The sequence below is a fragment of the Bradyrhizobium sp. A5 genome (assembly GCF_042076515.1).
Lineage (GTDB): Bacteria > Pseudomonadota > Alphaproteobacteria > Rhizobiales > Xanthobacteraceae > Bradyrhizobium > Bradyrhizobium cosmicum.
On sequence record NZ_CP148990.1, the window covers coordinates 5,962,171 to 5,983,394 of the forward strand.

18 protein-coding genes are annotated in these 21,224 nt (G+C 65.3%); 2 read left to right on the forward strand and 16 right to left on the reverse strand.

Annotated features, from left to right (window positions below):
• Window positions 1–17: 17 nt before the first annotated feature.
• Window positions 18–452: a phasin gene (locus WHZ77_RS28310; protein ID WP_375310961.1), complete on the reverse strand. Its 435-nt coding sequence runs from the start codon at window positions 450–452 to the stop codon at window positions 18–20.
• 648 nt (window positions 453–1,100) lie between these two features.
• Between WHZ77_RS28310 and WHZ77_RS28315 the strand changes: the two genes are divergently transcribed.
• Window positions 1,101–4,508 carry a PAS domain S-box protein gene (locus tag WHZ77_RS28315; protein ID WP_375310962.1) on the forward strand — a complete coding sequence of 1,136 codons (3,408 nt, stop codon included), beginning with the start codon at window positions 1,101–1,103 and terminating at the stop codon, window positions 4,506–4,508.
• 246 nt (window positions 4,509–4,754) lie between these two features.
• On the opposite strand, the gene WHZ77_RS28320 is transcribed toward WHZ77_RS28315, so the two are convergent.
• From WHZ77_RS28320 to WHZ77_RS28370, 11 genes are all read right to left on the reverse strand, one after another.
• Window positions 4,755–5,927 (reverse strand): thiolase family protein, encoded by a 1,173-nt coding sequence (locus WHZ77_RS28320; RefSeq protein ID WP_375310963.1) that lies wholly within the window; start codon window positions 5,925–5,927, stop codon window positions 4,755–4,757.
• Window positions 5,928–6,146: 219 nt separating this feature from the next.
• Window positions 6,147–7,736: a phosphoglycerate dehydrogenase gene (gene serA / locus WHZ77_RS28325; RefSeq protein ID WP_375310964.1), complete on the reverse strand. Its 1,590-nt coding sequence runs from the start codon at window positions 7,734–7,736 to the stop codon at window positions 6,147–6,149.
• Between the two features lie 168 nt (window positions 7,737–7,904).
• Window positions 7,905–9,077 carry a phosphoserine transaminase gene (locus WHZ77_RS28330; RefSeq protein ID WP_375310965.1) on the reverse strand — a complete coding sequence of 391 codons (1,173 nt, stop codon included), beginning with the start codon at window positions 9,075–9,077 and terminating at the stop codon, window positions 7,905–7,907.
• Window positions 9,078–9,156: 79 nt separating this feature from the next.
• The gene (locus tag WHZ77_RS28335; RefSeq protein WP_249128802.1) at window positions 9,157–9,348 is read right to left on the reverse strand and encodes a hypothetical protein; all 192 of its coding nucleotides are present in this window, start codon (window positions 9,346–9,348) and stop codon (window positions 9,157–9,159) included.
• 174 nt (window positions 9,349–9,522) lie between these two features.
• Window positions 9,523–9,987 carry a GNAT family N-acetyltransferase gene (locus WHZ77_RS28340; RefSeq protein WP_375310966.1) on the reverse strand — a complete coding sequence of 155 codons (465 nt, stop codon included), beginning with the start codon at window positions 9,985–9,987 and terminating at the stop codon, window positions 9,523–9,525.
• A 30-nt stretch (window positions 9,988–10,017) separates the two neighbouring features.
• Window positions 10,018–10,608 (reverse strand): glutathione S-transferase family protein, encoded by a 591-nt coding sequence (locus tag WHZ77_RS28345; RefSeq protein ID WP_375310967.1) that lies wholly within the window; start codon window positions 10,606–10,608, stop codon window positions 10,018–10,020.
• A gap of 69 nt (window positions 10,609–10,677) precedes the next feature.
• Entirely contained in the window at window positions 10,678–11,502 is an 825-nt protein-coding gene (locus WHZ77_RS28350) for an outer membrane protein (RefSeq protein WP_375310968.1), read from the reverse strand.
• A gap of 204 nt (window positions 11,503–11,706) precedes the next feature.
• Window positions 11,707–12,537, reverse strand: coding sequence for an outer membrane protein (locus WHZ77_RS28355; protein ID WP_375310969.1), 831 nt, complete (start codon window positions 12,535–12,537; stop codon window positions 11,707–11,709).
• 228 nt (window positions 12,538–12,765) lie between these two features.
• On the reverse strand, window positions 12,766–14,013 hold the full coding sequence (locus WHZ77_RS28360; protein WP_375310970.1) for an MFS transporter: 1,248 nt from the start codon (window positions 14,011–14,013) through the stop codon (window positions 12,766–12,768).
• 137 nt (window positions 14,014–14,150) lie between these two features.
• Window positions 14,151–15,494, reverse strand: coding sequence for a phosphoglucosamine mutase (gene glmM, locus WHZ77_RS28365; protein WP_375310971.1), 1,344 nt, complete (start codon window positions 15,492–15,494; stop codon window positions 14,151–14,153).
• Window positions 15,495–15,715: 221 nt separating this feature from the next.
• Complete coding sequence (locus WHZ77_RS28370; RefSeq protein ID WP_375310972.1) at window positions 15,716–15,883, reverse strand: hypothetical protein; 168 nt, start codon at window positions 15,881–15,883, stop codon at window positions 15,716–15,718.
• Between the two features lie 92 nt (window positions 15,884–15,975).
• Here WHZ77_RS28370 and WHZ77_RS28375 point away from each other — a divergent pair, with 92 nt between their 5' ends.
• On the forward strand, window positions 15,976–17,112 hold the full coding sequence (locus WHZ77_RS28375) for an L-lactate dehydrogenase (RefSeq protein WP_375310973.1): 1,137 nt from the start codon (window positions 15,976–15,978) through the stop codon (window positions 17,110–17,112).
• Between the two features lie 122 nt (window positions 17,113–17,234).
• Here WHZ77_RS28375 and WHZ77_RS28380 read toward each other — a convergent pair whose 3' ends face one another.
• From WHZ77_RS28380 to WHZ77_RS28395, 4 genes are read right to left on the reverse strand one after another with little or no spacing between them, the layout of a single operon-like run.
• Window positions 17,235–17,855, reverse strand: a complete 621-nt coding sequence (locus tag WHZ77_RS28380; RefSeq protein WP_375310974.1) for a hypothetical protein — start codon at window positions 17,853–17,855, stop codon at window positions 17,235–17,237.
• Between the two features lie 14 nt (window positions 17,856–17,869).
• The gene (locus tag WHZ77_RS28385) at window positions 17,870–18,496 is read right to left on the reverse strand and encodes a hypothetical protein (protein ID WP_375310975.1); all 627 of its coding nucleotides are present in this window, start codon (window positions 18,494–18,496) and stop codon (window positions 17,870–17,872) included.
• Window positions 18,497–18,552: 56 nt separating this feature from the next.
• Complete coding sequence (locus WHZ77_RS28390) at window positions 18,553–19,392, reverse strand: shikimate dehydrogenase (RefSeq protein ID WP_375310976.1); 840 nt, start codon at window positions 19,390–19,392, stop codon at window positions 18,553–18,555.
• 53 nt (window positions 19,393–19,445) lie between these two features.
• Window positions 19,446–21,203, reverse strand: coding sequence for a SulP family inorganic anion transporter (locus WHZ77_RS28395; protein WP_375310977.1), 1,758 nt, complete (start codon window positions 21,201–21,203; stop codon window positions 19,446–19,448).
• Between the last annotated feature and the right edge of the window lie 21 nt (window positions 21,204–21,224).

The window sequence follows — 21,224 nt, forward strand, 5'->3', positions numbered from 1 at the left end:
TTTCAGACCCGATCCGCTCAGGCGGCGGGCGGGTAGAGTTTTGCGGCGCTGGCCTTGATCGGCTCGGCGGCGGCGGTGGCCGTGCGCTGGGCGATCTCGGCGAGCTCCTTGGCCTGGGCCTGGAAGGTCTCGAGCTGCGTCTTGGAATGGCCGGTCCACAGCGCGAACGCGTCCTGGGGCGACTTCACGCTGAACAGCTGCTGGGTGAACTCCAGCTGGGCGGTGGTGTTCGCCTTCATGAACTCCATCACCTTGGCGGCGTATTCGCTCGCGCCCTTGTGGGCGGAGGAGAAGACGGCCTCGACGGTGCCGTTATGGCTCTCGGCGGCGTCCTTGAACTTGGCGTAGTTTTCACGGGCCTGCGAAACGCCCTTTTCGGCGAACGCACGCACCTGCTCCGGAACCTCGAACGGAATGACGGAGGCGGAGAATGGATCAGTCGCACCTGACATGGTTGTCCCTCACTCTAATTGAAAATGGGGTGAGCCTTCTGGCGCGCCCGCCGGGCCCCAATCTGGGCCTGCATTCAGCGGTGCGGTGACCGGATACGCGAAACAAAACGGCTCGCCCAACGCCCGGTAGTATCGCTGCCTAACATGTCAACATTGTGCAGCGCAACGCGATGCGGGGGTGCGGCGCGAAATTTAATCTCGGGGAGGGTGAGGTTCCGGGTTGGGGGAACCGGGGGTTGAGGTGCTTACCCTCCCTGGAGGGGGCGAGACGAGCGTGGCTCGCTCGGGGGTCGATCACGCGCAGCGCGAGCGGGGTGGGGTGATCTCTCCACTCGGGCACCGCTTCCCTGGGGAGACTGTCACCCCACCTCGGTTCGCATGTCGCTTCGCTCCGTGCGAACCGATCCTCCCCCTCCAGGGGAGGATGGGCACCTGTGACTGACATCGACCCAGCCGAATCCTGCGGATGCCGCCCGGCTGCGGCTTGCGGGGGCGGAGGGATTAAGGTTATCGCGGCTTTAGGAGCTCCCCTGTAGACCGGGGCCGTGGACCTGCCCGCGGGGGCGGGCGATACTAACCCTTTCTTAAGGCTGTCATTCCCGGCAGCCTGATCTGCTGAAACATGGCAGCGAGATACAAGCCGGTCGGATGACAAGTTCGGATTTCCAGTTGCGAGGCGTCGGCGATCCGCGGCTGGCCGTGCACGCGACCTCATCCCTGCCCGCCTGGCTCTGGTCGATCGACGGCACGCGCGTGCTCTGGGCCAATCCGGTCGGCGCAAAACTGTTCGGCGCAGCCAATGCTTCGGTGCTGGCGAACAAGACCTTCGGCCCCGCCGACAGCCATCGCCGCCAGATCGTCCGGCTCGCCCTGCAGCTGCCCGCCAACGGTGCGATGAGACTGGAACGGCTGCGCGGCTTCGGCGCGCGGCTCGGCACGCTGATGACCTGCGGCTGCGCGCGGCTCGAGTTTGCCGATGGCAGCCGTGCCGTGCTGGTCACCGCGATGGACCCTGCCTTGCGCACCATGCCGCTGATCGAGCGGCTGCATCGCCTCGTCGACGGCGCCACGGTGCCGATGGCGGCGTTCGGGCCCGACGGCATGTTTGCCGGCGCCAGCGAAGCCGCGCGCGCCCTGCTCGGCTTCCGCGATCTCGGCGAGGCCGGGCTCGAACAGGCGCGCAGCGATGCGCTGCGCGAAGGCCGCGTCGAGACGCCGATCGGCATCGGCCAGATGGTGCTGCAACGGGTCGGCACGGGCGCCGATATCGGACTGGTCGCGCTGATCGAGCCTGCGGCCGCGCACGCCGCGCCTGCCGCGGAGGCTTCCGAGAGCCCAGCGGAGGCCGCGCCTGAGGCGCAGGTTCATCACGCGCCTGACAGCGTCGAGGCGCCGTCCTCGGACGAGGCTGACGGCGGGATCACACTGTTCGACCCGTTCGCCGAGCCGGTCGAAACGCCCGCCCCCACTGAGGCGATCGCACCCGCGCCTGAGCCGCCGGTGCGGGAGACGGCGCCTGATACCGCAGAGGCTGTCGAGGCGAGCGAGGCCGCGCAAGATTCTCCGGTTGAAAACTTGGCCGAAGCCATTGTCCCGCCGCAGGCCGCGCCGATCACATCCGGCATGGTCGAACCGCCGTCAGCGGAGCCGCCTGCACCGCGCCAGCATCCGCTGCGCTTCCTGTGGCAGATGGATGCGGAGGGCCGCTTCGTGCTCGGCTCGGACGAGTTCATCCGCCTGATGGGCGCGCACACGGCGGCCGGTTTCGGCCGTCCCTGGCGCGAGATCGCCAATGAATTTTCGCTCGATCCCGAAGGCCGCGTCGCGCAGGCGCTCGAAAGCCACGACACCTGGGCCGGGATCACCGTGAACTGGCCGGCCGACGGCGGCGAGCATCTGCCGGTCGAGCTGGCGGGCCTGCCGGTCTACGACCGGAATCGCAATTTTGCGGGCTTCAGGGGCTTTGGCGTCTGCCGCGATCTCGACGGCCTCAACCGGCTCGAAGCGCTCCGCCGCTATGAGCTGTTGGTCGAACCGCACGCGCCGCAGAGCCTGTCGGCCGATGTCGTCGAGCCCAAGCCTGAAGAGAAACCTGACGACAAACCCGAGCCTGAGCCCGTGGCGGAGGCCCCGCCTCCGCCGGCCGAGCCGCCCGCACCCGAGCCTGAGCCGACATCCGAGCCTGAACTGCCCGAGCCCGTCCCAGAAGCGAATTCACACAAACCCGAACCGGAAACGCCCGTGGAAACGCCTCCCAACGTCGTGCAATTCCGCCCAGCCGGCGATGCGAGATCACCCAGTGATCAGCGGTCGCCGACGCTGACGCCGGTCGAGAACAGCGCGTTCAACGAGCTCGCCCGGCAATTGTCCGAGCGGCTCGAGCGCGAACACGAGACGATCGCGGCAGTCACCGTCGAGCCACCGGCTGCGGAGACCACACCCGAACCGCCGATGCCCGAGCCCGAGCTGCCGCACGCGCCGGCCGAGTGGCTGACCGAGCCCGCGCCGCCCGCGCACGGCCACAGCACGCGCGACCGCGCGCTGCTCGACCTGGTGCCGACGGGCATGCTGATCTACCGGCTCGACCGCCTGCTCTACGCCAACCCCGCCTTCCTCGCGCGCATGGGCTACGCCAACATCAGCGCGCTGGAGGATGCCGGCGGGCTCGACGCGCTCTATGTCGAGCCGGGCGTGTCCCCAATCAGCAGCACGTCGCAGGCCGGCACGCCGGTGACGATCAGCGCGACGCTTCCCAACGGCGAAGAGCCGCTGGCGACCACCGAAGCGCACCTGCACACGATCGACTGGGACGGCGAGAGCGCGCATGCGCTGATCTGCGCGCTGCCGCAAGCCGCGCCTGTTCTCGCGCCGCCGGTTACCGCCGAGCTGATCGTCGCGGAGTCCTTCCCTTACGCGCCCGAGCTCGAGCCGGAGACCGAGGCCGGCGACGCGGATGCGGAGGATCTCGCCGCGATCCTCGACACCACGGCCGAGGGCATCGTGATGTTCGATGCCGAAGGCAACATCCACGCCTGCAACCGCAGCGCGGAAGCGCTGTTCGGCTATGACGGCGAAACGCTGATGCAGCACAATCTGGTGACGCTGTTCGCGCCGGAGAGCCAGCATGTCGTCATCGACTATCTGGAAAACCTCAAGAGCCAGGACATCGCGAGCCTGCTCGACCACGGCCGCGAGGTGCTCGGCCGCGAGAAGAAGGGCGGCGTGATTCCGCTCGCCATGATCATGGGCCGCACGCGGCCCGACGGCCCGAACTTCTTCGCCGTGTTCCGCGATCTGTCGCAGAGCAAGAAGGGCGAGAGCGAGCTGAGGAGCGCGCGGCGCCTCGCCGACGGCGCCGCCAACGCCAAGGCCGACATGCTGGCGCGGATCAGCCACGAGATCCGCACGCCGCTCAACGCCATCATCGGCTTTGCCGAGGTGATGATCTCCGAACGCTTCGGCACGCTCGGCAACGAGCGCTACGGCGAATATATGAAGGACATCCGCGCCTCCGGCGAGCGCGTCATCACCATCATCGACGATCTGCTGGAGCTGTCGCGGATCGAGACCGGCCAGCTCGACCTCAACTTCGCCAACCTCAACCTCAACGACCTGGTCGAAGCCTGCGTCGTGGTGATGCAGCCGCAGGCCAATCGCGAGCGCATCATCATCCGCACCTCGCTCGCGCATGCGCTGCCGCAGGTCACGGTGGACGCGCGCGCGATGCGGCAGATCACCATGAATCTGATCTCGAACTCGATCCGGCTCGCCAGCGCCGGCGGCCAGGTCATCGTCTCGACCGCGCTGTCCGACCGCGGCGAGATCGCACTGCGCATCCGCGACACCGGCCATGGCCTCACCGAGCGCGAGGTCGCCGCCGCGATGGAGCCGTTCCGCACGCCGCCGCCCGGCGACGCCTCGGACAGCTCGGCGCTGAGCCTGTCGCTGACCAAAGCGCTGGTCGAAGCCAACCGCGCCCGGTTCAACATCAAGAGCACGGCCAACACCGGCACGCTGATCGAAGTGGTGTTTTCGCCGGTGGTGGCAGGGGCGTAGGCGTATCGGTTGACTCGATCCGGCCGCGGGCTCGCCTGACCTCTGCCGTTCGCGGGAGAGGTCGCGCCGAAGGCGCGGGTGAAGGCTCTCTCCTCTTGGGGGTTCTCGACTGTGGAGACACCCTCTCCCCAGCCCTCCCCCGCAAGCGGGGGAGGGAGCGCACCTCGTTGCTCGCAAGCACGTGCGGCCCAATCAAAAAGGGCACGGCTTTCGCCGTGCCCCGTCGCATTCAGTCGGACAATCGCCTCAGCTGTAGATCTCGAACAGGCCGGCGCCGCCCTGGCCGCCGCCGATGCACATGGTCACCACGCCCCACTTCGCCTTGCGGCGCGCACCTTCCTGGAGGATGTGGCCGGTGAGACGCGCGCCGGTCATGCCGAAGGGATGGCCGATCGCGATCGAGCCGCCGTTGACGTTGTACTTGGCGGGATCGATGCCGAGCTTGTCGCGCGAGTAGAGGCACTGGCTGGCGAAGGCCTCGTTGAGCTCCCACAGATCGATGTCGTCGATCTTGAGGCCGTGACGCTTGAGCAGCTTCGGCACGGCGAAGATCGGGCCGATGCCCATCTCGTCGGGCTCGCAGCCCGCCGCCGCCCAGGCGACGAAGCGGCCGAGCGGCTTGAGGCCGCGCTTCTCGGCGTCCTTGGCTTCCATCAGCACCACGGCGGCAGCGCCGTCGGAGAGCTGGCTGGCATTGCCGGCGGTGACGAACTTGCCGGGGCCCCTCACCGGCTCGAGCTTGGCGAGCCCCTCCAGCGTGGTCTCGGGACGGTTGCACTCGTCGCGGTCGACGACGTAGTCGACGATGCTCTCCGCCTTGGTCGCCTTGTCGACGACTTTCATCTTCGTCTTCATCGGGACGATCTCGTCCTTGAACTTGCCGGCCTGCTGTGCGGCCGCCATGCGGCGCTGCGACTCCAGCGAATATTCGTCCTGGTATTCGCGGCTGAGCTTGTAGCGCTCGGCGACGATGTCGGCGGTGTCGATCATCGCCATGAAGATGTCGGGCGCGACCTTGAGCAGTTCGGGATCGACCGTCTCCTTCGCCGTCGCGCCGCCCGGCATCGAAATGCTCTCGACGCCGCCGGCGACGATGCACTCGGCGCCGTCCGAACGGATCGAATTGGCGGCCATCGCGATGGTCTGCAGGCCCGACGAGCAGAAGCGGTTCACCGAGACGCCGCCGGTCGACTTGGGAAGACCCGCGAGCAGCGCGGCCTGGCGGCCGATGTTCGGCGCGCCATGGGCGCAATTGCCGAGGTAGCAATCCTCGACATAGTCCTTCTCGACGCCGGCGCGGTCCACCGCGTGGTGGATGGCGTGGGCCGCCAGCGACATCGGCGGGGTGATGTTGAACCCGCCGCGGCCGGACTTGGCGAGGCCCGTGCGCGCGTAGGAAACGATGACGGCTTCACGCATTGTTTTCTCCCTTTCGAACAGTGGTACGGAGGCGTTGGAACGAAGGTGTTCTCGGCGCCATTGGTACACAAAGTTGGGCGGCCACGGGAAGAATAAAGCGCGGCGCTGCGTCAACAAAAACGCCGCCCTCTCGGGAGGGCGGCGCTCTTGTTCCGCATGTCGGAATTTATGATATGATGCCCGTCATTCCGAAGCGCGTAAGCGCCGGATTGACGGTCCTCAGAACGTCAGCGCCTTGACCTGCTTGACCTGCGGCAGGGCCTGCACCTTGGCAAGCAGGTCCGCCGGCACCGCGCCGTCGACCTCGATCAGCGCGATGGCATCGGAGCCCGGCGCGACGCGGCCGAGATGGAAGGTCGCGATGTTGATCCTGGCGTCGCCGAGCAGGCTGGCGAACTTCCCGATGAAGCCCGGCTTGTCCTCGTTGGTCACGTAGATCATCGACTTGCCGAACTCGGCATCGACGCGGATGCCCTTGATGTCGACGAGGCGCGGCTTGCCGTCGGCATAGACGGTGCCCGAGACCGACCGTTCCTGCCGCTCGGTGGTGACAGTGACGGTGATCAGGCTCTCATAGTCGCTCTGGGCGGCGCGCACAATCTCGTCGATCTCCATGCCGCGCTCCTTGGCGATGACCGGCGCCGAGACCACGTTGATCTCGCCCAGCATCGGCCGCAGCAGGCCGGACAGCACAGCGGAGGTGATCGCCTTGATCTTCATCTCGGCGACGTGGCCCTCATAGGTGATCTGCACCTTGAGAATGCCGCTCTCGGTGAGCTGGCCGGCGAACGAGCCGAGCTTCTCGGCGAGCGCGATGAACGGCTTCAGCTTCGGCGCCTCTTCCGCCGTGATCGAGGGGAAATTGACAGCGTTCGAGATCGCGCCGGTAAGCAGATAATCCGACATCTGCTCGGCGACCTGGAGCGCGACGTTCTCCTGCGCTTCGGTGGTGGAGGCGCCGAGATGCGGCGTGCAGATCACGTTGGGATGGCCGAACAGCACGTTCGACGTGGCAGGCTCCTCGACGAAGACGTCGAAGGCGGCACCCGCAATGTGCTTGGAGTTGAGCGCATCGACCACCGCCTGCTCGTCGACGAGGCCGCCGCGGGCGCAGTTGATCAGGCGCACGCCCTTCTTCATCTTGGCAATGGCGGCTGCGTCGATGATGTTCCTGGTCTTGTCGGTGAGCGGGGTGTGCAGCGTAATGAAATCGGCGCGCTTGAGCAGGTCATCGAGCTCGACCTTCTCGACGCCGATATCCTTGGCGCGCTCCGGCGACAGGAACGGATCGAACGCGATCACCTTCATGCGCAGGCCGAGCCCGCGATCGGCCACGATCGAGCCGATGTTGCCGCAGCCGACCACCCCTAACACCTTGCCGGTGATCTCGACGCCCATGAAGCGGTTCTTCTCCCACTTGCCGGCCTGGGTCGAGGCGTCGGCCTGCGGGATCTCGCGGGCCAGCGCCAGCATCAGGGTGATGGCGTGCTCGGCGGTCGTGATCGAATTGCCGAACGGCGTGTTCATCACGATGATGCCCTTGGCCGTCGCCGCCGGGATCTCGACGTTGTCGACGCCGATGCCGGCGCGGCCGATCACCTTCAGTTTCGCCGCTTTCTCCAGGATCTTGGCGGTCGCCTTGGTCGCGGAGCGGATCGCAAGGCCGTCGTAATTGCCGATGATCTCGGCAAGCTTGTCCTTGTCCTTGCCGAGGTTGGGCTGGAAGTCGACTTCGATGCCGCGATCCTTGAAAATCTGCACGGCGGCGGGAGAGAGCGCGTCGGAAATGAGAACTTTGGGTTTGGTCATGGGAATGTGTCCTTCACACCTCCCCTGGAGGGGAGGGTCGGCGCGCAGCGCCGGGGTGGGGTGAAGCTGCAAAAAAAGCAAATCGCCGGTGCGCCGTGTGGAGAGATCACCCCACCCCGCCGCACCTCGCGGTGCGTCGACCCTCCCCCTCCAGGGGAGGGTCAGAAATCAAGCCGCCTTGGCCAGCGCGGCCTTGGTCTCGGCAAAAGCCCAGTCGATCCACTGTGTCAGCAGTTCGACGTCCTTCGCCTCGACGGTCGCGCCACACCAGATGCGCAGGCCGGCCGGCGCGTCGCGGTAGTACGCGAAGTCGTAGCCGGCGCCTTCCTTCTCGACCAGCGCGACCAGCTTCTTGGAAAAGTCGGCCTGCGCGTCGTCCGAGAGCGAGGTGAGTGCGGGGTCGGTGAACTTCAGGCACACCGAGGTGTTGGAGCGGATCGCGGCGTCCTTGGCCAGGAAGTCGATCCAGGGCGTCTTCGCCTTCCAGTCGGCCAGCACCTTGGTGTTGGCATCAGCACGCGCGATCAGCGCCTTGAGGCCGCCGATCGACTTGGCCCAGTTCAGCGCATCGAGGTAATCCTCGACGCAGAGCATCGACGGCGTGTTGATGGTCTCGCCGACGAAGATGCCTTCGTTGATCTTGCCGCCCTTGGTCATGCGGAAGATCTTCGGCAGCGGCCAGGCCGGCTTGTAGGTCTCGAGCCGCTCCACCGCGCGCGGCGAGAGGATCAGCATGCCGTGCGCGGCTTCGCCGCCGAGCGCCTTCTGCCAGGAGAAGGTGACGACATCGAGCTTGGGCCAGTCGAGCGGCTGCGCGAACGCGGCGGACGTAGCGTCGCAAATGGTCAGGCCTTCGCGGGTCGCGCTGATCCAGTCCGCGTTCGGCACGCGGACGCCGGAGGTGGTGCCGTTCCAGGTGAAGACCACGTCGGACTTCGGATCGACCTTCGACAGATCGGGAAGCTCACCGTAAGCAGCGTTGAGCTTGGTGACGTCCTTGAGCTTCAATTCCTTGACGATGTCGCTGACCCAGCCCTCGCCGAAAGATTCCCACGCGAGCGTGGTGACGGGGCGCGCACCGAGCAGTGACCACAGCGCCATCTCGACCGCGCCGGTATCCGACGCCGGAACGATGCCGATGCGATAATCGGCGGGCACTTCAAGCACTTCGCGCGTCAGATCGATCGCGAGCTTGAGCTTGGTCTTGCCGACCTTCGCGCGATGCGAACGGCCTAGCGCTGCGTCTTTGAGATTTTGGGCGTTCCATCCGGGGCGCTTGGCGCAGGGGCCGGAGGAGAAATGCGGCACGTTGGGCCGCGAAGCGGGCTTCGCTACAGTCATATTCTACCCTTCCAGATAGTAAGCCTCCCGTTGGGGGGAGGTGTCCCGCCGCGGCTGATACGGGAAACAGGAAGAGTCGTCAAGGAAGTTCCGGGGCCTCACGCGCGAGTGATGGCGCCTCCGGTGCGATATCAGGGGATTCGACCACGGCAAGCGCATTCAGCAAGTCCGTGGCATCGCTGATCAATTGCGCGGCCCGGCGGCGGCTGCCGACTTTCAAAATGCATTTGTCGTTGGCCTGGACAACGTAGTCGTTGCCGACCTTGATCATGGAATACCTTGTCATCGAAATCCCCGAACCGACCGAGCTCGGCTTTCAGACGCTGACGTAGCACCGTTCGTTCCTGGTTCCACGTGAACGACGGCTGGGTAGTTTACCCACTCTTAATATGAACGAACGCGCGATCCGATTTCGCTGATCGCGCAACGGCCGCTGGATGCTGCCTCAAAAGCGGACAGTCATGCCGACATGACTCGATGTGAATCCGAGCCGCTTGTAGAAGCGCTGCGCGTCGACGCGGCTCGCATGCGTCAGCAGTTCGACCAGGATGCAGCCGCGCGCTTTTGCTTCAGTCACCGCCCATTGCACCAATTGCTCGCCGATGCCGCGGCTACGGCAGTCGGAAGCGACGCGAACATCTTCGAGCAGGCCGCGGATGCCGCCTTGCGAGCTGATGCCCGGCAGCACCGCCAGCTGCAGACAGCCGACCACCCTGCCCTCGCTCTCCGCAACCACGAGCGTGAGGTTCGGATCGCGCTCGACCCGCGCGAATGCCTCGTAATACACGGGCGGCAGCGGCTCCTCCACGCGCTCGCGGGCGCGCCCGAGATGATCGTCGGCAAGCATTGCGATCATCGCAGGGACGTCCTCGCGACGTGCGGGACGGATGGAGACGGACTTATCGTTCATCTGGGAAACTCCAGGCTCGGCGCGAGAAGCTCAGCGCGCTGGCGGCAGACCGAGAGAGGCCTCGGCCTCGCCGATCCAGCGGCGGATCGCGGCATAACGGCCGAGATCGAAGCCGCCCTCATGCGCGAGGCGGGTATAGGCGAGCAGCGAGACATCGGCGAGCGAAACCTCATCGCCTGCAAAGAAACGGCTCGTGGCGAGATGCTGCTCCATGCAATCGAAGGCCGCATAGCCGCGCTTGACCTTCTCGGGGTCGAGCCCGGATGCATCCTTGCCGAGATAGACCAGCTGGAAGCGGCATACCGCGATATAGGGCTCGTGGCTGTACTGCTCCCAGAACAGCCATTCGTCCATCTTGGCAGCCGCAAAAGCGTCGCGCGGAATCAGTGCGCTGTCGCGGGCGAGATAGCGGATGATGGCATTGGACTGCGCCAGCGTGCGGCCGTCGTCGAATGCGACGGTCGGCACCTGGCCAGCGCCGTTCATCTTGAGGAATTGCGGCGTGCGGGTCTCGCCCTTGCGGGTGTCGATCTCGATCCACTGGTAGGGCAGCGCGAGCTTGTCGCAGACCCACTTCACCTTGAGACAATTTCCGGAATTGCTATCGCCGTAGACCTGCATCTCTGCCGCCCCATTTACGGGCGACAGAGCATCAGGCCGCAGGGAACCTGTCAACAGGAAGCGGGCGGCTCAGAACTTGTAGCCGGCGCCCAAGCGGAAATTGTTCAGGCCGACGGTAATGTCTTTCACGTTCGAGAAGCCGACATGCTCCCATTCACCGCGCAGGATCACACAGTCGAGCAACGCGTATTCGATTCCGATGCCGGCAGTCCATCCGTAGATGAAGCTGTTCGCGCGCCGCTCGGACTGGGTCATCGTGCCGGTGCCGGCGATCGAGCGAGTCGTGACGCTGGTGACGGGGTCCGTAAAGTCGTCGTATTTCACGTATGACACGGTCGCGAACCTCGACACGTCGGCGCGTCCGACCGCAAGGCCGCCAAACGCGTAAGGCATGAAGTCCCCACCGGCCCATCCGACCCGACCTCGGAAAGTCGCATAGTCCTTGAGCTGCAACGTAGCGCCGCCGCCGAGCGTCGTATCGTAAATATAGGCGTGATTCGTGGGGGCTGTTTCGCCGGGGATCAATCTCGCCATGGAATCGCTTGCACTGCTCGTGAGATTGTTCATGTAGCTGTAGTTGGCCTCAACGCCCATCACGGCATCATAGAGCTGCCAGTTGCGGCCCACATAGGCGCCGAACCCGGTCGCCTGGACGTGGTTTTTCGGCAGCAGCGACCAGCCGCCGACCGGCGCCTGAAGGATGCTGTCGCGAAGCATGAAATCGGTCATCGATTTCGGGGCGTGACTGAAATCGATGTCGGTCGTGGCAAAGCCGAACTGACCGCCGACATAGAAGCCGTCCCAATTATGGGATGACTTCGACAGGCCGTCGGTGAAGCTGCCGCGCAAGATGGGCAGATCGGAAAGGTCGGCCGCGTTTGCGGCAGACACCATCCCAAACATCACCGCTGCCAATAAAAGCCTACGCATCGCAACGCTCCATCGAACTCGAACTTTCACTCGTGATCATGGCTCGTTAACCTTAACCAATGGTTGCGCCGGACGCTTTCGTCGCCGTCGCACCATGAAAAATACGCAAAGCAAAACGGCGCGGGATGATCCCGCGCCGTTAAGATGTCTTAAGCGATCAGTTGACGATCAGCCCTTGGTGACGAGCGGCGGCATGTAGGCCGGCTGCGGGCTGTTGAGCTCCCAGCGCACGCCGAGCTTGACGTCGTGCGAGGTGATGTCCTTGACCTTGATCGAGGTCGGACCCGACGCGCTGTTGTCGAACAGGCGGTAGTTGCCGGGCGCCCCGTCGCCGAGGTTCATGTAGCTGTAGGCCAGTTCGACGGTGAACCCGGGATTGACCTTGTAGGCGAGACCAGCATGAGCGGCCCAGGCGAAGTTCCACTTTCCGTTGTCGGCGAAGTAGGCGACGCTGTTGTTGAGTCCCGGGCTGTACGACACGCCGTCGTCGCGGAAGCCGCTGATCTTGTTGTAGGAGCCGCCGACACCGGCGCCGATGAACGGGGTGATGCACCACCAGGTACCGAGGTCAACGTAGGCGTTGGCCATCACGACCCACTCGGACTTGCTGCCGGTGTAATTATTGACGCCGACGAAGCCGGGTCCAAAGACGTTGTCGCTGCCGTGCAGATTGGCCTTGCCCCGGTACTGGCCGATCACGTCGGCACGGAACCAGTTGTTGAAGCGATAGCCGACGCCGAGATCGAACAGCGACGCTGAGTCGAAGCCGAGGCCTTCCGTCGACTTCGAATAACCAACCGGCAAAGCGCTGTCGATGCTCTTGGCGCGCTGGTTGGTCATGCCGACGTCGCCGCGGAGATACCAGCCGCCGAAATCGGCGGGCGGCGCCGCCGGCGCGTACATCGGAGGGGGCGCCGCGATCGGCATATCAGCGGCGAACGCCATCGACGAGATCAGGGTTGCCGCACCCGCGGCAAGGAGAGACTTAACGCTACGCATTGGCTTCGTCCTTATGGCCGGTGAGGCAAAATACGGGCGCCTCACGTTCTGGAAACTCACAGGAGGGACGATCGCATCAAATGTTTAAGCGCCACTTAACCCTAATTTTTAAGGTTGATTTTTTCTCACCACTCGCGCGCATGCGGCGCAAGCGTTGCAAAAATGCGGCGGCGAGGCGCCGCAATTGCTAACGATTGATGAAGCCGCAATGCGGCTAAAGAAGATTTGTTAATGTGTGTGCCGCGGCAGTCTGGGCAGGAACACCGCAAGCAGGCCGATCGCCGGCAGGTAGGCGCAGACCTGATAGACGAACTCGATCGAGGTGTGGTCGGCGAGCTTGCCGAGCACGGCGGCACCGAGGCCACCGATGCCGAAGGCGACGCCGAAGAACACGCCGGAGATCATGCCGAAGCGGTGCGGCACCAGCTCCTGCGCGAACACGATGATCGACGACGTCGTCGAGGAAATGATGATGCCGATGATCACGCTCAGCACCGCGCTCGCATAAAGCCCGGCATAGGGCAGCGCCAGCGTGAACGGCAGCGCGCCCAGGATCGAGATCCAGATCACGATCTTGCGGCCGAAGCGATCGCCCAAGGGACCGCCGAAGAACGCTCCGACCGCGTTCGCCGCGAGGAAGATGAAGAGATAGATCTGGGCGGTCTGTGTCGACACGCCGAAACGGTCGATCAAATAGAAGATGTAGTAGCTCGACAGGCTGGAGACGTAGAGCTGCTTCGAGAACAGCAGCGCCACCAGGACGAGCAGCGCGACCCCGACGCGGCGCGAACTCGGCGCGTCGGGATGGGCCTGAACCGCGACCGTCTTCTTCGCCTTGATCTGCGGCTCATACCAGCGGCCGATGCGCCAGAGGATGAGAATCGCCAGGAACGCGATCGAGGAGAACCATGCGATACTGCCCTGCCCGAACGGCACCACGATCAGCGCGGCCAGCACCGGTCCCATCGAGGTGCCGAAACTGCCGCCGAGCTGAAACACCGATTGCGCAAAGCCGTAGCGGCCGCCGGACGCAAGCCGCGCGATGCGCGCGGACTCCGGATGAAACACCGCCGAGCCGAGACCGACCAGCGCGGCAGCCACGAGGATGACGAGATATAGATGCGCGGCGCTGAGCAGCAGCAGGCCGAAGAAGGTCGAGGCCATGCCGATCGCCAGCGAGTAGGGCTGCGCCTTCTTGTCGGTGTAGTGCCCGACCACGGGCTGGAGCAGCGAAGCCGTGAACTGGAACGCCAGCGTGATCATGCCGATCTGCGCGAAGTCGAGCGCGTAGGTGTCTTTCAGGATCGGATACACCGAAGCGATCAGCGACTGCATGGTGTCGTTGAGAAAGTGCGAGAAGCTGATACCGGCGAGGACGACATAGGCCGGCCCCGCGGCCTTGGCGACGGGCGTGACGTCGGCAAGGACGACGGGCTCGGTCAGCGTTTCCGCAGGTGCGACGACGGGCTTGTTCAATGCAGCATCCCGGCGCGGCAGATTGCCGCGAACCGCTAGGTACGATGATAGCGGCGACCGAACCACCGACAATCGTCGATGGCTGGAATGCGCGGGTGCTCTCGTCGCTTACCCGCCCCTGGAAGGTAAGAAAGACCTCAGGCTGCGGCCTGCCCCAGTGCCGAGACGATGGTGTCGACGACGTCCTCGACGAGGATACGATCCTCGCCCTCGCCCATGACGCGGATCACGGGCTCGGTGCCCGAGGAGCGGATCAGCAGGCGACCGTGGCCGTTGAGGCGCTTCTCGCCGTCCGAGATCGCCGACTTGACGTCGGAATCATCGAGCGGCTTGCCGCCCTTGTGGCGGACGTTCTTGAGGATCTGCGGCAGCGGATCGAAACGGTGGCAGACTTCCGACACCGGGCGGCGCAGCTTCTGCACCACGGCCAACACCTGCAAGGCGGCAACGAAACCGTCGCCGGTGGTGGCGTAGTCGGACAGGATGATGTGGCCGGACTGCTCGCCGCCGAGATTGTAGCCGCCGTTCAGCATCTGCTCGAGCACGTAGCGGTCGCCGACCGGCGTCCGCACGAGATCGAGCCCGTGGCCCCTGAGGAAACGTTCGAGCCCGAGATTGGACATCACGGTGGCGACGATGCCGGGACGCGAGAGGCGTCCGTCTTCCTTCCAGCTCTGCGCGATCACCGCGAGCAGCTGGTCGCCGTCGACGACATGGCCGCGCTCGTCGACAAGGATGACCCGATCGGCGTCGCCGTCCAGCGCAATGCCGATGTCGGCGCGCATCTCGCGCACCTTCCGCGACAGCGCTTCCGGCGAGGTCGAACCGCAATCCTTGTTGATGTTGAAACCGTCGGGCTCGACGCCGATCGGCACCACGTCCGCGCCCAATTCCCACAGCGCTTCCGGCACCACCTTGTAGGCGGCGCCATTGGCGCAATCGATCACGACGCGCAGGCCGTCGAGCGACAGATCGCGCGGCAGCGTGCGCTTGGCGAATTCGATGTAGCGGTCGTGCACGCCGTCGATACGGCGGGCGCGGCCGAGGCTCGCACTCTGTGCGAGCCTCTTCTCGATCGGCTCGTCCAGCAGCAGCTCGATCTGCTTCTCGACGTCGTCAGACAGCTTGAAGCCCTGCGGGCCGAACAGCTTGATGCCGTTGTCCTCGAACAGGTTGTGCGAGGCCGAGATCATCACGCCGAGATCGGCGCGCATCGACTTGGTCAGCATCGCGACCGCCGGCGTCGGCATCGGGCCGACCAGCAGCACGTCCATGCCGACCGAGGTGAAGCCCGCGACCATTGCGTATTCGATCATGTAGCCGGACAGGCGGGTGTCCTTGCCGATCACGACCCGGTGGCGGTGGTCACCGCGCTGAAACGCAAGGCCTGCGGCCTGGCCGACCTTGAGCGCGAGCTCCGGCGTGATCAGTCCGTTGGCGCGGCCCCGAATCCCGTCCGTCCCGAAATATTTGCGGCTCATATCGTCCCCCACGCAACAACCAGGAATCCCCACGACAACCTACGGGTGCCACAATGGGCCCCGCATCCCTGATTTGCTGGGGTCTTATAATGCCTGCGCGGCTAAATTGGCTTCAAAAAATATGATGAATCATTACGGAACCGGGGGAAAAGGCGCCCCGGTAACTTACTGTTAACGTTATATTTCCGACCCATGCGCCCAGGCAGCGCGGAACCCTGCCCCTAGCTGGAGCGCTTCACATGGCCGTCCTGACGGCTCGGCGCGGGCTGGGTGACGTTGACGGGATCGGAGCCCGGGAAGGTCTCTTCGAGGCCTTCTTCCAGCGCGTCCTCGAGATCCTGCTTCTCCTTGATCTCTTCCGGCGTGGGCTGGGTGTGCGGTTTGCTCATAGCGCCCTCTTCTCAAACGATTTGGCTGTGCATCCAACCATGCTAGATGACCCCTCGATCTTCCGATGCAAGACGGGCCGGGGAAAACATCCATGAAGCACATCACCTGTATCGACGACCTTCGCACCCTGCATCAGCGTCGCGTGCCGAAGGCGTTTTTCGACTATTGCGACCGCGGCTCCTACGCCGAGGAAACGCTGCGCGCCAATCGCGATGACATGCAGCACATCAAGTTCCGCCAGCGCATCCTGGTCGACGTCTCCAAGCGCGACACCTCGACCACGATCCTCGGCGAGCCCTCGACCATGCCGCTGATGCTGGCGCCCGTGGGCCTGCTCGGCATGCAGCATGGCGACGGCGAGATCCACGCCTGCCGCGCCGCGCAGGCCGCCGGCATCCCGTTCACGCAGTCGACGATGTCGATCTGCTCGATCGAGGACATCGCCGCCAATGTCGAGAAGCCGTTCTGGTTCCAGCTCTACGTGATGAAGGACCGCGGCTTCATCAAGGCGCTGATCGAACGCGCGATCGCGGCGAAATGCTCGGCGCTGGTGCTGACCGTCGACCTCCAGGTGATCGGACAGCGCCATCAGGACATCAAGAACGGCATGACGGTGCCGCCGGAATGGTCGCTGTCGAAGCTGATCGATTTCGCCACCAAGCCGGCCTGGGTGTCGGGCGTGCTGCAGGGCAAGCGCCGCACCTTCGGCAATCTCGCCGGTCATTTGAAGGTCAGCGACGACATCACCTCGCTGTCGACCTGGATCAACTCGCAGTTCGACACCTCGCTGAACTGGAGCGACATCGACTGGATCCGCAGCATCTGGCCGGGCAAGCTGATCCTGAAGGGCATTCTCGACGTCGAGGACGCCGAGCTCGCCGCGAAGACCGGTGCCCAGGCGATCGTGGTCTCCAACCATGGTGGCCGGCAACTCGACGGCGCGCCGTCATCGATCGAGGTGCTACCCGAGATCGTCGACGCCGTCGGTGACAAGGTGGAGATCATGTTCGACGGCGGCATCCGCTCCGGCCAGGACGTGACGCGCGCGCTCGCGCTCGGCGCAAAATCCTGCATGATCGGCCGCGCCTACGCTTATGGCCTCGGTGCCGGCGGCCAGGCCGGCGTCGCCAAGGCGATCGAGATCATCCAGAAGGAATTGCTCACGACCATGGGCCTGTGCGGCGTCAACCGGATCGACGAGATCGACGATCACATCATTGCGGTGTGATCGCAGCAGCAGTGCCGTAGGGTGGGCAAAGCGAAGCGTGCCCACCAATTGCGAAACGCAGGAAAGTGGTGGGCACGGCGCAAATGCGCCTTTGCCCACCCTACGAGTTCAGCGCTCGTCCTTCACATCGGCGGCGTGATCCCATCCCGCCCGACATTCACCCGGTTTGCTTCCAGCGAGCCGTCGTCCTTCTTCGCGGCGCCGAAGATGATCAGCTTGGCGCCCGGCTTGATCTCGGACTTGTCGCTGGCGATGAAGGTGACGATGGGTGTATCCGGCGGCACCACGACTTTCTTCTCACCGTCCTTGTATTTCACCGTGATGTTCTGGCCGTCGGTGCCCTTCACGGTCTGCGCCACGGTGGCGTTGGTCATGGTCGAGTTGGCACGCGCATCCCACGGACGGAAGCCCTCGGCGGCGCCTCGCTGATTCTCCGGGAAGATGTGCACCGCGATCGCCTTCTGGGTGCCGTCGGGCTCGGGTATGCCGGTGACGCCGATGTAGGAGCCATCCTTGATCTCCGACAGCGAGGTCTTCACCACGGCGAAGACGGCGACGTTGTCGGTCATCCTCACCTTCACGTCGGTGCCCTCGCGGGTCTTGATGGCGAGCGTGTTGCCGTCGACGCTCTCGATGGTACCCCGGATGCGAACAGTCGGCGCCTGTTGCGCCGAGGCAGAGACGATCAAAACGGAAGATAACGCGGCCACGAGCAAGCGTGGCATCCAGGTTGTTTTCGACATGCTCTTTCCCTCCCTCACATCGGCGGCGTCTGGCCATCGCGGCCGACGCTGACGCGGTTGGTTTCGAACGAGCCGTCCGGGAGCTGCTTCATGAAGGCGATGAGCTTGGCGCCGGCCCTCAGGTCGGTCTTGTCGCCGGGCACGAAGGTCACCACCGGCGTGTTGTCGGCGACGAACACCTTCTTCTCGCCGTCCTTGTACTTCACCAGCAGCGTATGGCCGTCATTGCCGACCACGCTCTCCGACACCGTGGCATTGGTCATGCTGGAATTCGGCCTGAGGTCGTAGGGCCGCGAGCCTTCTCCGGTGCCGCGCATGCTCTCCGGAAACACGTGAACCTCGACGGCGTTGTCGCCGCCATCAGGTCCCGGCACGGTGGTGGCCCCGACGAAGGAGCCGACCTTGATGTCCGCGAGCGAAATCTTGGTGACGCCGGCCACGCGCACGTCAGGCGCAATATGCAGCTTGACGTCCTCGCCGCTGCGCGACTTGACCTGCATGATATCGCCGTTGACGCTCTCGATCGTGCCGCGCACACGCGTCGGCACCGGCGCCCTTTGCGCGACTGCACAGAGGGTGGAAGCGGCCACCATCGCGACGGCGATCAGCGGACGTGTGAAACTTGCACGGTGGATGGTCATGACGGTCTCCGATTGTCCCCACGAATGGTGAACGCCGCGGAGCGCGGACTATTCTCTCAAGTCTTCGTGAGATCGGCCTCGACCAGCGCGCGCAGCTCGGCCGTGACCTCCGGCCTCCGGCCGAACCACAGCTCGAAGCCGCGGACCGCTTGGTGCAGTAGCATGCCGAGCCCGTCGGCGGTCCTGAGCCCCCGCGCCTGCGCTGCGGCGAGCAGCGGCGTGACCAGCGGGACGTAGACGAGATCGGCGACCACGGCCGCCTGCGGCAGGCGAGCCACGTCGATAGCGAGTGAAGGCTGGCCGTGCATGCCGAGCGAGGTCGTGTTCACGAGAAGTTTTGCGCGGGGCAGCACGTCGTCGATCGCGTCCCACGTCACCGGATGCACGTTCGGCCCGAACTGGTTTGCCAGTGTCCCGGCCCGCGCGATGGTGCGGTTGGCGAGATGGATGCGGCTGATGCCGCGCTCGAGCAGGCCGAATATGACGGCGCGCGAGGAGCCGCCGGCCCCGAGCACGAGCGCCTCGTCCGCCTTGTCCCAGCCGGGTGCGCCGGCATCGAGATTGTTGATGAAGCCCTCGACGTCGGTGTTGGTCGCGTGCAGCTCGCCGCCTGCGAACCACAGCGTGTTGGCGGCGCCTACCGCCCTGGCGCGCGCATCGGGCGTCGACAGCGCCAGCACGCCCTCCTTGTGCGGGATGGTGACGTTGGCGCCGACGAAGCCGCGCAGCGGCAGCCGCAGCACGAAGTCGCGGAGATTCTCCGGCGGCACCGCCTCGATGACATAGCCGCCCTCGATTCCGAGCGTGCGCAGCCAGTAATGATGGATCAGCGGCGAGCGCGAATGCGCGGCCGGCCATCCGATCAAGCAGGCTGCGGGAGCTTTGGGCGCGGTCATCTTTCCCTCGGGGCGTGGTCGAGGGCGATCCATTTCGCGTCCCGTCGGTCCTGTCAAGCAGCCGGCGGCAGCACCGACGATCCGTTCGCGCCGGGAGCCGCCTTGATATCGGCGACCGCTCGCTCGATGGTCTGACGATAACGCGCGTGTCGCGGGCTCACACCGTGCGTGAGCAGCGCGCGGCGGACCGTGGGCGAGGCCCCGGTGATGAACAGCCGGATGCCCTTGCGCCGGGCCTTGGCGGCGACGCGCCCCAGCACGTTCGCCGCGGTGGAGTCCAGGAACGGCACCGCCGCGAAATCCACCACGATCGCCTTGCGCCCGTCGGCGACGCCGTCGAGCACGCTGCCGATCGCCGAGGCCGCGCCGAAGAAGAACGCGCCGGTGATGCGGTAGACCAGCACGTCGCGATCGACCGCTAGCGCGGGATCGTAAGGAACGCGCGTCCCATTGCCGTCATCGGGACGGTCCGCGGCCACCAGCGGGGTGCGCTCCTCGATCCCGGTCATCTCCGCCATGCGGTGAATGAACAGCACCGCGCCGAGCGCGAAACCAACCAGGATGCCCTCGGTCAGATCGCGGAAGATCGTGAGCAGGAAGGTGGCGAGCAGGACGACGGCGTCGCCCCACGAGGAACGCAGCAGCGTGGCGAATTCGTGCTTCTCCGCCATGGTCCAGGCGACGACAACGAGCACGGAGGCGAGCGCGGCCAGCGGAATGTAGCTCGCCAGCGGTGCCGCGATCAGCATGAACAGCAGCAGGAAGACCGAATGCAGCATGCCCGCGAGCGGGCTGCGCGCACCGGCGCGGATGTTGGTCGCGGTCCGCGCGATCAGACCAGTGACACAAATGCCGCCGAACAGCGCCGAGCCGATATTGGCGGCGCCTTGCGCCACCAATTCGCAATTGGAGCGGTGACGGCGCCCGGTCATGCCGTCGGCCACCACCGCCGAGAGCAGCGATTCAATCGCGGCCAGCAGCGCGAACGCAATCGCATCCGGCAGCACCGCCGTCGCCTTCGCCAGCGAGAACGCTGGCAAGGCCGGCGACGGCAGTTCGCGCGGAATGCCGCCGAAGCGCGAGCCGATGGTCTCGACCGGCAGCGACAGCACGGTACAAGCGACCGCCGCGAGCACGACCGCGATCAGGATGCCGGGCCAGGACGGCCGCCAGCGCCGCAGGCCGGCAATGATGGCGATGCTGACGATCGCGACGGCCACGGCGGACGGATTGATGGTGGGCAGGCCCGCTGCGAGCGCGAGGAGTTTCGGAACGAACTCGCTCGGCTCTTTCCCGGCGAGCGTGATTCCTCCGAGATCGCGAAGCTGGCTGGCGAAGATGATCACGGCGATGCCGGCGGTGAAGCCAACAGTTACCGGATAGGGAATGAACTTGATGTAGGTGCCGATCCGCAGGAAGCCGGCGGCAACCAGAAAAAGTCCCGCCATCAGGGTTGCGAGGATCACGCCGTCGACGCCGTGACGGTCGGCGGTCGCCGCGACCAGCACGATGAAGGCCCCGGCGGGACCGCCGACCTGAAACCGGCTGCCGCCGAGCAGCGATGCGATGAAGCCGCCGACGACGGCAGTGTAGAGGCCGCGGTCCGGCGTCACGCCCGAGGCGATCGCGATCGCCATCGACAGCGGCAGCGCGACGATCGCGACCGTGAGGCCCGCGAACACATCGGCGCGGAGATCGGCAAGGCCATAGCCCTCGCGCCATACGGTCACGAGCTTTGGCAGATAGAGTTCGGTAAAGGTTGGCCGACGAAGCTGGTGCAGCTTGCCTGCGTGTTCGCCCGTGATGCTCATTTCAGCAAATTGCTCCGCTGC

Coding starts and splice junctions, on each gene's coding strand:
- WHZ77_RS28310 (WP_375310961.1), bottom strand. CDS start 452: ATGTCAGGTGCGACTGATCCATTCTCCGCCTCCGTCATTCCGTTCGAG.
- WHZ77_RS28315 (WP_375310962.1), top strand. CDS start 1,101: ATGACAAGTTCGGATTTCCAGTTGCGAGGCGTCGGCGATCCGCGGCTG.
- WHZ77_RS28320 (WP_375310963.1), bottom strand. CDS start 5,927: ATGCGTGAAGCCGTCATCGTTTCCTACGCGCGCACGGGCCTCGCCAAG.
- serA (WP_375310964.1), bottom strand. CDS start 7,736: ATGACCAAACCCAAAGTTCTCATTTCCGACGCGCTCTCTCCCGCCGCC.
- WHZ77_RS28330 (WP_375310965.1), bottom strand. CDS start 9,077: ATGACTGTAGCGAAGCCCGCTTCGCGGCCCAACGTGCCGCATTTCTCC.
- WHZ77_RS28335 (WP_249128802.1), bottom strand. CDS start 9,348: ATGATCAAGGTCGGCAACGACTACGTTGTCCAGGCCAACGACAAATGC.
- WHZ77_RS28340 (WP_375310966.1), bottom strand. CDS start 9,987: ATGAACGATAAGTCCGTCTCCATCCGTCCCGCACGTCGCGAGGACGTC.
- WHZ77_RS28345 (WP_375310967.1), bottom strand. CDS start 10,608: ATGCAGGTCTACGGCGATAGCAATTCCGGAAATTGTCTCAAGGTGAAG.
- WHZ77_RS28350 (WP_375310968.1), bottom strand. CDS start 11,502: ATGGTGTCTGCCGCAAACGCGGCCGACCTTTCCGATCTGCCCATCTTG.
- WHZ77_RS28355 (WP_375310969.1), bottom strand. CDS start 12,537: ATGCGTAGCGTTAAGTCTCTCCTTGCCGCGGGTGCGGCAACCCTGATC.
- glmM (WP_375310971.1), bottom strand. CDS start 15,494: ATGAGCCGCAAATATTTCGGGACGGACGGGATTCGGGGCCGCGCCAAC.
- WHZ77_RS28370 (WP_375310972.1), bottom strand. CDS start 15,883: ATGAGCAAACCGCACACCCAGCCCACGCCGGAAGAGATCAAGGAGAAG.
- WHZ77_RS28375 (WP_375310973.1), top strand. CDS start 15,976: ATGAAGCACATCACCTGTATCGACGACCTTCGCACCCTGCATCAGCGT.
- WHZ77_RS28380 (WP_375310974.1), bottom strand. CDS start 17,855: ATGTCGAAAACAACCTGGATGCCACGCTTGCTCGTGGCCGCGTTATCT.
- WHZ77_RS28385 (WP_375310975.1), bottom strand. CDS start 18,496: ATGACCATCCACCGTGCAAGTTTCACACGTCCGCTGATCGCCGTCGCG.
- WHZ77_RS28390 (WP_375310976.1), bottom strand. CDS start 19,392: ATGACCGCGCCCAAAGCTCCCGCAGCCTGCTTGATCGGATGGCCGGCC.
- WHZ77_RS28395 (WP_375310977.1), bottom strand. CDS start 21,203: ATGAGCATCACGGGCGAACACGCAGGCAAGCTGCACCAGCTTCGTCGG.